Genomic DNA, 14,124 nt, shown 5'->3' on the forward strand with positions numbered 1-14,124 from the left:
TATCTATTTATTTATTGTTATGCTGCTCAAACATTTGGGCTCTCCCGTGCTCCGTATGCCAGCCGGCCAAATCTGGTCCTTTGGGCAGGATTTTGGAGAATGCGCGGTTAGGGTCATTGGTGATGGATAAATGATAATGCTTTTTGATGGCTTCAAAATCAGTGGTGTCGCCAAAGCCGGGAGTTTGGTATAAATCCCGGGCATATCCCCATAAGTTCGGAAACTCAACCAGACGATTGCGGTTTACTCTGAAAGCTGTGTTGTAAGCAATATCAAACCGGGCCAGCGTTACATACAAGCGGACATCTGCATCGGTTAATTGATTGCCGAATAAATATCGCTGCGCCGCCAGCCGCACCTCCAGCTCATCCAGCAACTGAAATACACCGTCAAATGCCTGCTCGTAGGCTTCCTGAGAACGGGCAAACCCCGCTTTATATACCCCATTATTGATGCCGTGGAAAATACGTTCGTTCAGCTCACGAATCTCCGGCTGCAGCACTTCCGGGAATAACTCCGGTGCACCCTCTTTATGAAGTGGTTTCCAGGCGGTCTCCAAGTAGTAAGTCAATTCATGGTAGTCGTTATTTACCACCTTCTTGGAGGCAATATCGACTACAGCCGGAACCGTAGGTCTGCCTGTGTATTCAGGATCACTATTGAAATACACTTCACTGATATAGTGAATTCCCAAGACCGGGTCCACATTCTCTTCATCCAGTGTAAATGCCCAGTCCACCCGATCTATGATTGGCCGCAGCGGGTCCGCAGTGCCAACACTTATGGCATTTTCGAGTCCAAGCAGCTTCCTCACAATAATGGAACGGTGCGCCCAAGGGCAGACTGGAGCCCACAATATCCGGTAACGGCCCGCTTCTACAGGGAGTTCCCCTTCACCGCTGCCAAACGGAGCCGTGAATTGGTTGCCCTGCCGTTTAAAGGCGCCTGTTTGTTCAATTTCCGCAAGCTTGCTTGTCATCCACGTTTCCCTCCTCTTTCGCTTATTGAAATCTGTTTCGGTCATGGGATTCATTCCAAATCGACACATCAGGACCTTTGCCCAGAATTTGATATGGATTTTCCGCATGATTTCCGAGCTGATAACCTCTTTTTATAGCTTCAAAATCTGTGGTGTCCCCGAAGCCCGGTGTCTGATACAAATCCTTGGCATAATTCCAAAGGTTCGGGAAGTCAACGATCCGGTTGCGGTTCGTCCGGAACACAGAGTAATAAGCCACATCAAACCGCGCCAGCGTCACATAGAGCCGGACATCTGCGTCGGTAATTTGATCTCCCAACAAGTACCGCCGGGTTGAAAGTCTTTCTTCCAATTGATCCAGTCTGGCGAACAGGACATCATACGCTTGTTCATAAGCCTGCTGGGATTTGGCAAAGCCGGCTTTGTACACCCCGTTGTTCATTTCATGAAAAAGAATGTCATTCAGTGCATCAATGTCGCTTCTTAATGCTTCCGGATATAGATCAGGCGCCCCCGCTTTATGAAATGGCTTAAAGGCGGTTTCGAAGTAATTGGTTAATCTGAAGTAATCATTATTGACTACCTTTCTCGTAGTTACATCCACTACAGCAGGCACCGTTGCTCTGCCGCTGTATTCCGGATCGGTCTCCGCATAAATTTCTGGCAAGTAACGGATGCCCAGCAGTGGATCAACGCCGCCTTCATCCAATGAGAATTCCCAGCCGTTCTCCGTTCTTACAGGACTCGCAGTCCCCAGGCTAATGACCTCCTGCAAGCCCAGCAATTCACGTACAATTACAGCGCGATGCGCCCAGGGGCAAATTCTTGCCCACAGCAAGCGATAACGTCCTGCCTCAGCGGGCAGTTCGCCCGGCCCCTCGCCAAAAGGAGTAGTAAAGCGGTTTTTCTGGCGGTTAAAGGCCCCATCCTTGGTAATTTCATTGGCATCCTCGTGGTTCACTATATGTGTATCGAGGATTGTATTTTCTTGGGCCATAATCTCCTTCCTCTCTTCAACTGATTTCTTTTTCTGTATACACAATGGGAATCGCGGACTTTATGATGATTTCTGGCTTTGCGATATAGCCTAAGCTCTCATAGAAACCTACCGCTTGTTGTTGACTTGTAATCACAATCTTGTGAATGCCAAGTTCTCTGATCCAGTTCTCCGCAGCATCTATGAGAATCCGGCCATACCCCTTGTTCTGAAATTCCGGAATAACCCCTACCCTTTCAATCTTGGCATACTCTTCATGGGTTAAATTAATGCGCGCTGTGGCAACTGCAGTTTGGTTCTCCTCCAGCAAGAGATAACAATAACTCTCCCCATACACTTCATCGAACTCTAATTCTTTGGGAATTCCCTGGCCGTTCACAAAGGTTCGAGTTCTTACTTCATAGACGCCTGCTAGCTGCCAGACAGAATCCACCCTGTAAATTTCCGTCATCTCTCTCCCCCTTGAAATACACTTACATATCCATGTAAGTTAATTGAAATAATACTACTATAATTCCTATCTACTAACTGTGATTAATGTCATTATTAAAAATCAGCATACAAAAAAGGCACTAACGCGGGTTAGTGCCTTTGTAAGCTCTTATGTACCTTGTAGTCAAGCTTATAGCCATCTCTTAAAGCTTTTATGGAATACTTCAATCTGATGCTGTTCTGCCCATGCCTTCAGCGCTTTCATCCCCTGGTCTTCTTTTTCCGCAAAGGAGAAACAGGACTTATACGGTACAAAAACATTTCCATTCGGTTTAATTCCGAGTACGGGCTTGAAATACCCTTTAATATACACAGCTTTGGTTTTCTCGGCTTCAATGGTCAAATCTTTTAACATGATTGCACCAGGTTTCAGCTCAATATTCATAATCTGCCTGGCTGTGAAAACACGTTGCAGCAAAACCCCTATGATGGTAAGACAGAAGATACTCCAAACATACGCGAAATAAAGTGAAAAACTCCCTTCTTCCGATAAATAGAGCATTGAAAAGATCGCAATTCCCATCGACACACATAGCGATATAGTCATCATAAGCTCCGCAGGACGTCTGCCTTTATATACCTCTACCGGGTCCATACCTTCACCTCATTCTTTTAATATCCTTGTTAAACCAATGAATATAACCACAACGGTGACAAGTTAAGGTGTTCGCGGAACGGTTGGCAAAATCAAGGTTCAAAAAACTTAAGAGAGCTGTATTCAGCTGCGCGTATCCATGCTCGAATTTATCATATTGGCAATGAACACATGTGACATAAATTCCATTGGCCTGATAATAACCGGGACCTGTTGATTCCTTAATATTCTTGGCAAACAGCTTAAAGAACCTTTTCGCCTCATTTGGCATAGCAGTTATCCTCCATTTAAATATAGCTTTATATATACATACGCTTCCGTTATTTGGGAAGTTTCGATTACTTGCCTCATACGAAAAAAACAGCCTGCCGGAAAGGCAGACTGCTGTAATTTCTATAACGATTCACGGATCACTCTCTTGTAAAAGAGCACCGACAGGAAGCCGAAGACCGAATACAGTATTGTATAGAACAGCATGACCAGGATCATCGGTGTAAGCATTTCAGTACCAAAGAAGAACCAGCCGGATTTGACAGCAAAGTAGCTATGGCTCAGGCCGATGACCAGCGGAATGCCGAAATTGAACAGCTGCTTGAATTGGATGCCGTGCAGAAGGTCGCTCTGGGTAAAGCCCAGTTTGCGCAGGATGGTATAACCGCCTTTTTCCTCCTCGCCTTCATCCATCTGCTTGAAGTAAAGAATACAGCCTGAGGTAATGAGGAAGGTCAGGCCCAGAAACCCGACGATGAACATAATCATCCCCATATTACTCCGCTGGTTCATTTCGTACTCATGCTGGGAAAAGCTTGGCTCCTGCGGAGCCTGGTTCTCGTAAATTTGATTCGCGGTGTCCAATTTCGACCGGTCGGTAATTTCAATCCCATAATAATTCGCTACTTCTTTCTTTTTTTGCAGTTTGGGGTCGAGCACTTTAACCAGTTCCTGATAAACGGACTCATCCACCACGAATACTCCGGAGCCGGAGGCATAATAGACAGGCAGGGTAGGCTGATTGGATACACCGTTCAGCTGCAGTTTAATCGTCCCGCTTGAAGTCAGGAACCCAACCTCTCCGTTCTCTTTCAGTTTTATTAATTTTTCCAGAGCACTGCTGTAGCCCATGAGACGGGTCTCACCGGGTTCCAATTCTACACCTTCGATGCTGATGTCACTGACAACAGAGGTGGATAGGATGCGGTCCTGGGAGTCTGTGAACGGTGACGCGTCCATAATTTGAGTGGCATCTACATCCACCCCAACCGGATAGATATCAATTTCCTTGTACTTGATCTGCTCCTTATTGAGCGCTTGAATAAACTTCTCCTTCGCCTCGGTCCGGGCAAAGCCAAAATCATGCGGGGAACTTTCTTTGGCTGTCGCTTCCGCCGAATAATAGGAGATATAGCTTAAAGACAACAACCCGATGGCCAGTGCAGAAACCGTCGTGATGATCGTCAAGAGCAGCGCGTTCGATTTCATCCGGAACATGATCGATGAGAGCGACAGTACCTCGTTGATAGACAGGTAACCCTTTTTGCTCTTGCGGATCGCGTTGAATACAAAGCTGACCGAACCTTTATAGAAGAGGTAGGTGCCGACAATGACTAAGCCGAGAACCAAGATCATGATGATCATTAATTCGTTCATGGCATTGAACTTTCCGCCGAAAAGCTGGGTCGACAGATAATACCCCCCTGCAACAAATCCAATGCCTAGCAACCCCATGATAATCTCCCACAGCGACATTTTTTTAATCCGCTCCTGAGTCGTGGAAGTGACCCTGAACAGGGAAAGGATGCTCTGCCCTTTAATGAACACGTAGTTCATGATCATAATCAGCAGGTATATCGCGGCAAAAACGATCACGGTCTGCAGCAGCGCCTGCGTGGAGAAACGCAGCTTGGCCAATTCATCCACTTCAAGGATTTTGAACAAAATCATCAATATCAGCCGTGACATCACAAATCCCGCACCAATTCCGATGATCATGGAACCGAAATACAGAATCAGGTTCTCCGCACTGAGCAGTTTGAAGATTTTACCCTTGGTGAGTCCTATCAGCTGGAACAAGCCGATCTCCCGGCTGCGCCGTTTAATGAAAATCGTATTGGCATAGAGCAGGAAAATCGCAACAATGACCACTAGCAGCACAGAAGAGGCGCCGATAGCTGCCCCACCCTTTACCGAACCTTTGACTTCGTCCATGGCCGGATCATATTTAAGGGTCACAAAGGAAAAATACAACGCAACACCGAAGATCAAGGCAAAAACGTAAAGATAATAATTTTTAATATTTTTTTTCAGATTGCGCAGAACGATATAATTCAGGCTCATTGCTGGACACCGCCCAATACGCCCTGAGTCTTGATAATGTCGTTGAAGAAGGACTGCCGGGACTCATCACCTTTGTTCAGCTGCGTATAAATTTGCCCGTCACGGATAAACACCACCCGGCTGCAATAGCTGGCTGCCACAGGATCATGCGTAACCATGACGATGGTCGCCTGGCGTTTGCTGTTCATGTCAGAAAGCTTGTTCAGCAGGTCAGAGGCCGACTTGGAATCCAGCGCCCCCGTAGGCTCATCTGCAAAAATGATGCTCGGGTCATGCACAAACGCCCTCGCCGCCGATGTCCGCTGCTTCTGCCCGCCGGATATTTCCGAGGGGTACTTATCCTTCAACTCGTAGATCCCCAGTTCGCCCGCTACCTGTTCGAACTTCTGATGGGCATCCTTCTTGGAAATACCTGTGATGGACAGCGGCAGCAGCACGTTTTCTTTGACCGTCAGTGTATCCAGCAGGTTATATTCCTGAAAAATAAATCCGAGGTGATGCTTGCGGAATTCAGCCAGCTGTTTTTCCTTCATGCCCGTAAATTCCTTGCCTTCGATTTCGATCGTCCCCTGGCTTACGCGGTCAATGGAGGACAGCACGTTCAGCAGTGTCGTCTTCCCTGAACCGGACGCCCCCATAATGCCGACAAACTCGCCTTTATTTACTTGAAGGTCAATGCCTTTCAAGACCTCTTGTTTATTGAATTTTTTTCCGTAGGTTTTGTAAATTTTATTAGCCTGCATAATGATCATGTTCCACCCACTCCTTTTCTATAGTTCTATCATAAGCGGGATGTTTTTCTTTTTCCTGCGATTCGCCGAACAAAGTGAAGAGGCATGTGACATTGTTGTCACATGCCCGATATCTCCTGAAAAGGCCCCGCCATTCTCAGAATGTATAGGCTGGACTTGCCGTATCCGCCCAAGCCAGCGTTCCATCCGGCATCCATCCGAGCAGCGTGCCCGCAGCCACAAATTCAAATGTCCGGTCAATTCGATTGTATACCCAAATAGTTCCGGTATTGGAGGCGTATGCCGCGAACTTGCCATCTGGCGACCAGCGGATCTTCGAGATAGCATAATAGTCCTGCTGGCCTTCATGTGCAAAAACATCCTTCATCACCTGATCCGTTAGCCGCTCATCCTGGACGATCGAGGACTTGCTGCTCCGGATGTCCAAAGCTATCCTGCCGAGCGGATTACTCTCTTCACTGTCTGCTGGGAGAATAAGCACGGAATTGTCCTCCCAAGTCAGTGGATAAACGAACAAGAAGCCATCGCTATGTGACATTGAGGCCGCATTTTCCTTCGAAAAGACCTTATTCCCCTTCTTATCCAGAACCAGCAGATCCGCCCCGGTACCCACATAGTCATCGTGAGCAAATAATACGGCAATTTTGCTGCCATCCGGTGAGGAAGACATTCCGTATACCGGCTTCTCAAAGCTATGCAGCGGCTCGCGCGAGAAATCGTTCAAATCAATTTTGTATAATATCTTGTTTCCCAGAACCATGTAAGTATATTCAGGATAGAAACGGTCGGAATACATTTCATGGTATCCATAGTCATTGCCGTACGAACCCTCCTTAGCCGGAAGTGAAGGGATATTCATAATCTTGTCCCCTAAGGCATCGTATAAATGATGTTCCTCTTTCCCGTAAAACAGGAAGGACGGACCGTTCTTACCGTTGTCGTTGATATTTTTGATCCAGCTTGTATCCCAAGCCGGAAGTACCTTGTTCGTATCCGATTGAAAGTTCTTCAGCGTGATACTGCCCTGATTGGCTGAATATTGCACCACGACCTTATTGCGGTACGGCTGATCCTGATTTTTATACGTTCTTCCGTCTGCCGTTTGGGCTTCATCCAGATTAAACAGGCAGGAAAAAGGACTCTCCTCAAGCATGCGAAGACGAATTTGCACAAACCGGGGCGATTCCCATTCCAGTGTATAGCTGAACTCCGTATGTGGATCGCTTGTATTTAGGCTGTTCTTCAGCGCCTGCTCCAGTGAAAGCTTGTCTATGTCGCTATTGGATTTCACTTGCACCAGTTGTTGATCGTTGCTGATACTTTCCAGTTGTTCTATATAGAGAAAGGGTTCTTCTGTACTTACGGGTACTGTGGAGGACGGCTGCGGTGCCAAGGGCGAGCTCTGAGCTTCTGCACTTTTATTGGTATTCACTACGGAAGCATTAACGTTATCCACCGTCGCTTCCGCGTTCTGGCATCCTGCGAGCAATATGGCGGCAACCGCAAACATCGCAAAATAGCGCATATAAACAACTCCTACCTTCAATTTTTATCCAGTATATTTATATTGACGCTTTTTTCGCTCAGATGTTTCAGCACGGACCGCCGGTATGTCCATCTGCAGTCCCTTTAATCCATTGCGCGACGACTTCCACCAGCTTCTCTTGCTTGCCCTCCACATCCTCCATATCCGTAATTGTCACAATCGCCCGGTCAGCAGCAACCCATTCGAGCAGTCCGGTAGGGTCCTCGAAGAGGTTCCCTTTGACTGCATGCTCTTGTACCTTGGCCCCAGTATGAAAAACAATCCGAAAAAAACCCTTGCCGTGCAGGTTAAAGGTTATACGGTCCTCCCCATTGAAGCAAAAACTCGGTGCTTTCCATTTGATATGTTCAGAAATTGAGCGACTTGTTCAGGCCCGGATAATTTGACCGGTTTCTTGCCTGGAATTCCGGGCCCATTCTTAGAGTTTGTCATCTTCGCTCATCCTTCCATTATGTTCACATACCTTCAATCTTTACGAACTCATTCTCCCGCGGAAAAATCAATGTAAATACTGTTCCTTGCCCAAGTATAGAATTCACCTGAATATTGATCCCCAGCGGCTCCGCCACTTGCCTAGTCAAATACAGTCCCATCCCGGTAGCGGCCCCTTCCTGACGCCCGCTCGTCGAGGTGAAGCCTTTATCAAATATCCGCGGCAGATCCTTTGGGTCAATTCCCCGTCCAAAATCCTCAACGGTAAGCACAACATGACCGTCTTTTTCCGTGCTCAGGATGAGGATATCGGAAGCTTCACTGTATTTCACGGCATTCGTGAGCAGCTGCCTGAGCATAAAGCCTAGCCACTTGCCATCGGTCAGCACTTCTTCGGCCGTAAGGAATACGTCGAAACCGATGCCTTTGGGAATACACCAGGATTTCAGCGCCCGGATCTCCTTGTTCAGAACCGCCTCCAGCTTGACCCTTTCGATAAACAGGTCATTGCGCATAAAGGGAATCCGTTTCTGGTGAAGCTGCTGGTCGAGCAGATGATGGATCCGCAGCCATTCGTACATTAACTGCTTCTGCAGCGTCTCGTCCGGAAGACGTTCAATCATCAGCTGCATGGCCGTTAGCGGAGTTTTGACCTCATGAATCCACGACAGCAGATCATCCTTCTCTGATTCCAGCAGCTGAAAATTCACCGAGGTTTCCTGCCGGTAACGTTCCGTTTGGGTGATCACGGCTTCCTGCACTACCTTTTCGAACGGGCTCTCGGCTTCCCCCAGAACACCAAGATCATAAGTTTGATCCCAGGCTTCCATGTTTCTGTAGAACCGGGTTTCCTTGGGATATCGGAGAAATACAAATGCGGTACAGACCAGCAGATTCAGCAGTATTATGTACAGCATCGGCATTAACGGAATAGACGCATCGAGATAGACTACTAACAGAAGGAGCAGCTGCAGCACGACCAGCAGGAGCAGCCAGCTCCGTTTCTCCTTAAGGTATTTCCAGATCATAACGCCGCCTCTTCAGTTGCCATATACCCTTGTCCCACCCGGGTTTCAATGTAAGTGTCCAACCCCAGCGGTTCCAGCTTTTTGCGCAGCCGGTTCACATTCACGGTCAGCGTGTTGTCGCTCACAAAATGCTCATTGTCCCACAGATCCTTGATCAGGTCTTCGCGGTTTACAATCTGATCTTTGCGCTCTACCAGGATCTTCAGGATAAACGTCTCATTCTTAGTAAGCAGAGCAGCGCCAAGACTGTTGGTTACAGTGTTCTTCACATATTCAATCGTAGCTCCGCGCCATGTCTTCAGCTCCGTCCGCTCAGTGCTATAGTTGTACACCCGGCGCAATGTGGCTTGGATTTTGGCGATCAGCACCTCGAAATGAAACGGCTTCTGAATAAAATCATCGGCTCCCAGCTGCATAGACATCACCATATCGCTCGGATGATCGCGTGAGGACAGAAAGATAATCGGCACATTGGAATGTGCACGCAGCAGCCGGCACCAGTGGAACCCGTCAAACTGCGGCAGCTGAATATCGATCACGACCAGCTCCGGTTTGACCACCGTGAATTCCTGCAGCACCTTGCCGAAATCCGAAATGCCATAGACTTCATAGGACCACTGTGACAACCGGTCCTTGATCTCATTGAATAACGTAACATCGTCTTCGATAAGCATAATTTTAAACAAATAAAGCCACCCCGCTTTGAATCTTTGGACAGATTCATCTTTTTGTAGTGTCCATCTACATTATCATTAACTATTTCGTTATGCCAGGTCAATATTACTTAAACCCCTTTACAGGAAAAACCCTCAGCGCACACAACGCAGAGGGTTCAATATGAGTATTATGCCATTTCATCCAATCGTACGAATCTAAGGTGTCTTGTCTTCAATTGCGGCAGCACCTCGTCTAAAGCCTCCAGCATAAAATGAGGTGCCTGTGAGTCTGCACCCACTGTCTCGCCGCTGTCATGCAGCAACACAACGGAGCCGCCAGTAATTTGGTCAAGCAGCTTTGACTGGAGGCGGGTCTGACAGACCCGGCTGCTCCAGTCACCTGCCGTAATTGACCATAACGCAATCCGGTACTCCTTGTAACGGAAGTAATCAAACATATTCATTAAGCCCCAGGGCGGACGATAGTGGTCGGGTCTGGTGCCAACAATACCTTCTATAATATCTGCGGAACGATCCAGATGTTCACTGCGAATCGTTTTAGGCAGCATTAGCCAGTTGGAAGTATGACAATAATTATGTATGCCAATCTGATGGCCCTCACGGTCGATTCTTCGAACAAGCTCTGGATACCGTTCCGCTTGCGATCCCAGTACGAAAAAGGTTGCCTTAACCTGATGCCGTTCCAATAAATCGAGTAATTTCGGTGTATATTCCGGATGTGGCCCATCATCAAAAGTGAAGGCCACCTCTCCCTTTCCTTTACCTTTGCGGAAGACCCCCCATCCGGTCATCCGCGAGATTAAGCTTGGAATGAACATATAAAGAGTGGCAATACAGAGTATTCCTCCTATTAAATAGTTAAACATGCTTCCCCTCCCCCTTTATTGGCAGCTTATCCGGACAGACGCTGTTCGGGTGAGAAACGCTTCTTCAGCGATCCCCGCGAGTGAACCAGAAGCATGGGTACAAGCTGATCAGTGCGCCGGTCAATTCTTTTTCTTCCTTCCGGATGCATAGCTGACAGCAGCAGGCGGAGGTAGACTGTTGTAATTCTCGTAAAAAATCCCGATTTCATCTGCTGCTGCTCAAAGCCCAGACCATGTGTCAAACCGCGATGGAGCAGCGTGATACCCATTAACGCTTTCACCTGCTGATACTCCGACTGCGATTCAAAGGCTTCATTAATTTGCTTCATTGATTTACGCAGCATCCGGGCCGTTTGCAGTGCCGCACGATCCGAGCCTTCGGACTTAATAAGCTTCAGAATTTTTTCATTGTCCAGGTGAAGCTCCCCTACCCACTCTCCCTTGTGGATAACTGTTGAATCCTGGCATACAATGGCCTCGCCCCGATGTTTTTTTAGCATCACCGAGCATATGCCAAAACGCGATGTACTCGCTCCCCGAAAATATGTAAGCACCGAAAAGGCTTTTTCCCACATCATCCAGAGGTTTTGAACCGTAGTTTTCCGTATTTTGATTCCCAAATGATACACCTTCCTTACTTAGCTGTTCTTTTCCCTAATTACTATAGTAGTGATCAGAAATTTCTTTTTTCTTATGTAATTCTTACGTTATTCTTAAGTTGTTATTGCCCCTAATACTCTACTCCTTTCAATGCAATCCGCTGTGTTATCACACTTCCTTTATTTGACGCTATAGATAGGAATTCCCCTGCAACCGGACCAGCGATCACAGAGAAATGAGAAGGGAATGCCTACATCCTTCATTCTTCCAGACTCATAATCATTGAATGTAGACGGATGCCTTCCGGCAAATTTTCCTTGGCGACACTGATAAGAGATCTGGTAAACAATTTTCCTGGCATTTCTTTGTCCGATGGATTCTGATCACTCACAGGCACTGCCTCAATTTTTAAAATCGGTTTTTCTGCAGCGGCATGTTCAGCGGGAAGTGTTAGCGATTTTACCTCAAATCCCTTTGTTACCGACTCTGTTTCCCCGATGCTTACGCATATGAAATACTCTGTGGGGGTTTCCTTCACTAGATATCCGCCGGGTGCTGAATTTTCGTACTCTTTATACCGGCCCGTTACTTCCTTCGGTAAATTTTCGGTATTACTCCACTCCCAGGTGAAATCAGGCGAATGCTTGGAGTAGAGATGTTGTGTAAACGGAATACTTGCACTCTGTTTATTACTATCTATTTCTACGGTTTCAGTTTCAGTCTTAGTTTCCGCTACTCTATGATTCCTATTTCCTTCTATGTCTGCGCTGCACCCCAGCTGCAAGCCTAACATCAGCGTGATGATACAAGCCCCATATCTTGTTCTGGACAATGCTTAATCCCCCTTATTGGCAAACTTCCTTTTTCGCTTCTTCCCGGAAATCATACCACAATTAGATTTTTCTGTAAGGCCGTTCAGTACCTCTGCTCCAGCAACATCATTCAAGAAATGTTCTGTTGTTCATATTATAATGGTTACATAGAACCAGAAAAGAAGGTGCAGACAGTGACTCGTGAAGTACGTACGGTAGTCTATGATACGGACTTAAAGCTTGAAGCGTATCGGTTTGAAGGAATAATGCAGAAGTTCCCCAACCATTTCCATGACTACTATGTCATTGGATTCATTGAACAGGGCAAGCGGTATCTGGTATGCAATCATGAAGAATATATTCTTAATAGCGGAGATGTGATTATCTTTAATCCGCAGGATCCCCACGCCTGTGAACAGCTGGACGGCAGAACGCTTGACTATCGCTGTATCAATATAGAGCCGGAGATAATGCGCCAGTATGTGCTGGAAATTACGGGGGCGGGCGATCTGCCCAGATTCACACCAACTGTTCTTTACCAGAGTGAGTTGGCCTTGTCCCTGCATGAGCTGCACCGGATGCTGCTGGAGGAACAGTCCGATTTCCAAAAAGAAGAACTATTCCTGTTTCTGCTGGAGCAGCTCCTGAGAGAATACTCCGACGCAGAACTCCCCAGCCCCAGCCGGGAGCTTACCATGGAAATCAAAAGCATTTGCCAGTACATTGAGTCACATTATATGGAGAGCATTACGCTGAATCAGTTAACAGCCTTGACCGGCTTGAGCAAATATCACCTGCTGCGTCTATTTACGAAACAAAAAGGGATATCGCCCTATTGCTACCTGGAAACGATTCGGATTAACCATGCCAAACGCCTGTTGGAACAAGGGATGCTGCCCATTGAAGTGGCGCTCCTGACCGGATTTAGTGATCAGAGCCATTTCACCAATTTCTTCAAGAAGCTGATCGGTCTAACGCCTAAGCAATATATGCGCATATTTACAACCCGGCAGACAGAATCAAAGCCATCTCCGGAGAATACGCCATGATGGAGGAGCGCAAGGCCACTACCGGACATCTGCTCGCGTTGCTTACCATTCTGATCTGGGGTACAACTTTTATCTCTACTAAAATACTGTTAGTTGACTTTACGCCCATTGAAATTCTGTTCTTCCGCTTTATCATCGGTTACGTCGCATTGTGTCTTATTTATTCGCGTCCCCTTCGGACGAAATCATTCAAAGAAGAGCTGCTGTTTATCGCGGCTGGGCTCTGTGGGGTAACGTTATATTTTCTAGTGGAAAATATCGCCCTTGTCTATACGCTCGCATCCAATGTTGGCGTGATTGTTTCGATTGCGCCCTTCTTCACGGCGCTTGCCGCTCACTTCTTCCTGGAGGAAGAGAAGCTGAATGCACAGTTTATGACCGGGTTTCTGATTGCGCTGGCCGGGATTGTGTTAATCGGGCTGAACGGGAGTTTCAACCTGCAGCTGAATCCCATTGGAGATTTGCTGGCCTTCCTGGCCCCTGCCTTATGGGCAATCTATTCCGTACTGATGCGGAAAATAAGCGCATTGCAGCATCATACGATCGGGGCTACCCGCAGAGTGTTTTTTTATGGGCTGCTGTTTATGCTGCCTGCGCTTTTACTGTTTGATTTCCGTCTTGGCCTGGACAGATTACTCAGCCTTTCCAATGTATCCAACCTTCTTTTCTTGGGACTGGGAGCCTCGGCACTCTGTTTTGTCACCTGGAACCGGGTGGTCGGAATCCTTGGAGCGGTAAAAACAAGCGTGTACATCTATATTGTGCCTGTAGTTACAGTTGCCGCTTCCGCCCTGTTCCTGCATGAGAATATCACTTGGGTCACAGTGGCGGGAACCTTGCTCACCCTCGCCGGCTCCTATATTTCAGAGCGCAAAGCAAAAACGATCCCCCGGAAGCGGATCGCTGTAAAAAGTGCGGATTGAGTCTGTCCGTATGCTCATTTGAACGTAAATCCGCTGTGGATG

16 protein-coding genes are annotated in these 14,124 nt (G+C 47.2%); 2 read left to right on the forward strand and 14 right to left on the reverse strand.

What is annotated here, in order from left to right; translation table 11 throughout:
* Positions 1 to 7 precede the first annotated feature (7 nt).
* The 14 genes from ACAN56_RS17615 to ACAN56_RS17680 form a co-directional block, all read right to left on the reverse strand.
* Positions 8 to 979 carry a glutathione S-transferase family protein gene (locus ACAN56_RS17615; RefSeq protein ID WP_379144531.1) on the reverse strand — a complete coding sequence of 324 codons (972 nt, stop codon included), beginning with the start codon at positions 977 to 979 and terminating at the stop codon, positions 8 to 10.
* Between the two features lie 22 nt (positions 980 to 1,001).
* Positions 1,002 to 1,976: a glutathione S-transferase family protein gene (locus ACAN56_RS17620; RefSeq protein WP_379144533.1), complete on the reverse strand. Its 975-nt coding sequence runs from the start codon at positions 1,974 to 1,976 to the stop codon at positions 1,002 to 1,004.
* A 16-nt stretch (positions 1,977 to 1,992) separates the two neighbouring features.
* Positions 1,993 to 2,427, reverse strand: coding sequence for a GNAT family N-acetyltransferase (locus tag ACAN56_RS17625; protein WP_379144536.1), 435 nt, complete (start codon positions 2,425 to 2,427; stop codon positions 1,993 to 1,995).
* A gap of 171 nt (positions 2,428 to 2,598) precedes the next feature.
* Positions 2,599 to 3,018: a hypothetical protein gene (locus ACAN56_RS17630; protein ID WP_379144538.1), complete on the reverse strand. Its 420-nt coding sequence runs from the start codon at positions 3,016 to 3,018 to the stop codon at positions 2,599 to 2,601.
* A gap of 49 nt (positions 3,019 to 3,067) precedes the next feature.
* Positions 3,068 to 3,334 (reverse strand): hypothetical protein, encoded by a 267-nt coding sequence (locus ACAN56_RS17635; RefSeq protein WP_379144540.1) that lies wholly within the window; start codon positions 3,332 to 3,334, stop codon positions 3,068 to 3,070.
* A gap of 122 nt (positions 3,335 to 3,456) precedes the next feature.
* Positions 3,457 to 5,397, reverse strand: a complete 1,941-nt coding sequence (locus ACAN56_RS17640) for an FtsX-like permease family protein (RefSeq protein ID WP_379144542.1) — start codon at positions 5,395 to 5,397, stop codon at positions 3,457 to 3,459.
* Positions 5,394 to 6,149 carry an ABC transporter ATP-binding protein gene (locus ACAN56_RS17645; RefSeq protein WP_038594028.1) on the reverse strand — a complete coding sequence of 252 codons (756 nt, stop codon included), beginning with the start codon at positions 6,147 to 6,149 and terminating at the stop codon, positions 5,394 to 5,396. Before ACAN56_RS17645 ends, ACAN56_RS17640 begins: the two co-directional genes overlap by 4 nt.
* A gap of 136 nt (positions 6,150 to 6,285) precedes the next feature.
* Positions 6,286 to 7,674: a hypothetical protein gene (locus tag ACAN56_RS17650; RefSeq protein WP_379144544.1), complete on the reverse strand. Its 1,389-nt coding sequence runs from the start codon at positions 7,672 to 7,674 to the stop codon at positions 6,286 to 6,288.
* A gap of 67 nt (positions 7,675 to 7,741) precedes the next feature.
* Positions 7,742 to 8,050, reverse strand: a complete 309-nt coding sequence (locus ACAN56_RS17655) for a DUF1801 domain-containing protein (RefSeq protein ID WP_379144764.1) — start codon at positions 8,048 to 8,050, stop codon at positions 7,742 to 7,744.
* Between the two features lie 100 nt (positions 8,051 to 8,150).
* Entirely contained in the window at positions 8,151 to 9,155 is a 1,005-nt protein-coding gene (locus tag ACAN56_RS17660) for a sensor histidine kinase (RefSeq protein WP_038594034.1), read from the reverse strand.
* Positions 9,152 to 9,841 (reverse strand): response regulator transcription factor, encoded by a 690-nt coding sequence (locus ACAN56_RS17665; RefSeq protein WP_038594037.1) that lies wholly within the window; start codon positions 9,839 to 9,841, stop codon positions 9,152 to 9,154. The genes ACAN56_RS17660 and ACAN56_RS17665 overlap by 4 nt, the downstream gene beginning before the upstream one ends.
* Before the next feature lie 158 nt (positions 9,842 to 9,999).
* Positions 10,000 to 10,698: a polysaccharide deacetylase family protein gene (locus ACAN56_RS17670; protein ID WP_038594040.1), complete on the reverse strand. Its 699-nt coding sequence runs from the start codon at positions 10,696 to 10,698 to the stop codon at positions 10,000 to 10,002.
* Positions 10,699 to 10,724: 26 nt separating this feature from the next.
* Complete coding sequence (locus ACAN56_RS17675; protein WP_379144548.1) at positions 10,725 to 11,327, reverse strand: YkoP family protein; 603 nt, start codon at positions 11,325 to 11,327, stop codon at positions 10,725 to 10,727.
* Positions 11,328 to 11,557: 230 nt separating this feature from the next.
* On the reverse strand, positions 11,558 to 12,130 hold the full coding sequence (locus tag ACAN56_RS17680) for a hypothetical protein (RefSeq protein ID WP_379144550.1): 573 nt from the start codon (positions 12,128 to 12,130) through the stop codon (positions 11,558 to 11,560).
* Positions 12,131 to 12,304: 174 nt separating this feature from the next.
* Between ACAN56_RS17680 and ACAN56_RS17685 the strand changes: the two genes are divergently transcribed.
* On the forward strand, positions 12,305 to 13,159 hold the full coding sequence (locus ACAN56_RS17685; protein ID WP_379144552.1) for an AraC family ligand binding domain-containing protein: 855 nt from the start codon (positions 12,305 to 12,307) through the stop codon (positions 13,157 to 13,159).
* Positions 13,159 to 14,082 (forward strand): DMT family transporter, encoded by a 924-nt coding sequence (locus ACAN56_RS17690; RefSeq protein WP_379144766.1) that lies wholly within the window; start codon positions 13,159 to 13,161, stop codon positions 14,080 to 14,082. The genes ACAN56_RS17685 and ACAN56_RS17690 overlap by 1 nt, the downstream gene beginning before the upstream one ends.
* Positions 14,083 to 14,124 lie beyond the last annotated feature (42 nt).

This window comes from Paenibacillus paludis (genome assembly GCF_042610515.1).
GTDB lineage: Bacteria > Bacillota > Bacilli > Paenibacillales > Paenibacillaceae > Paenibacillus_AQ.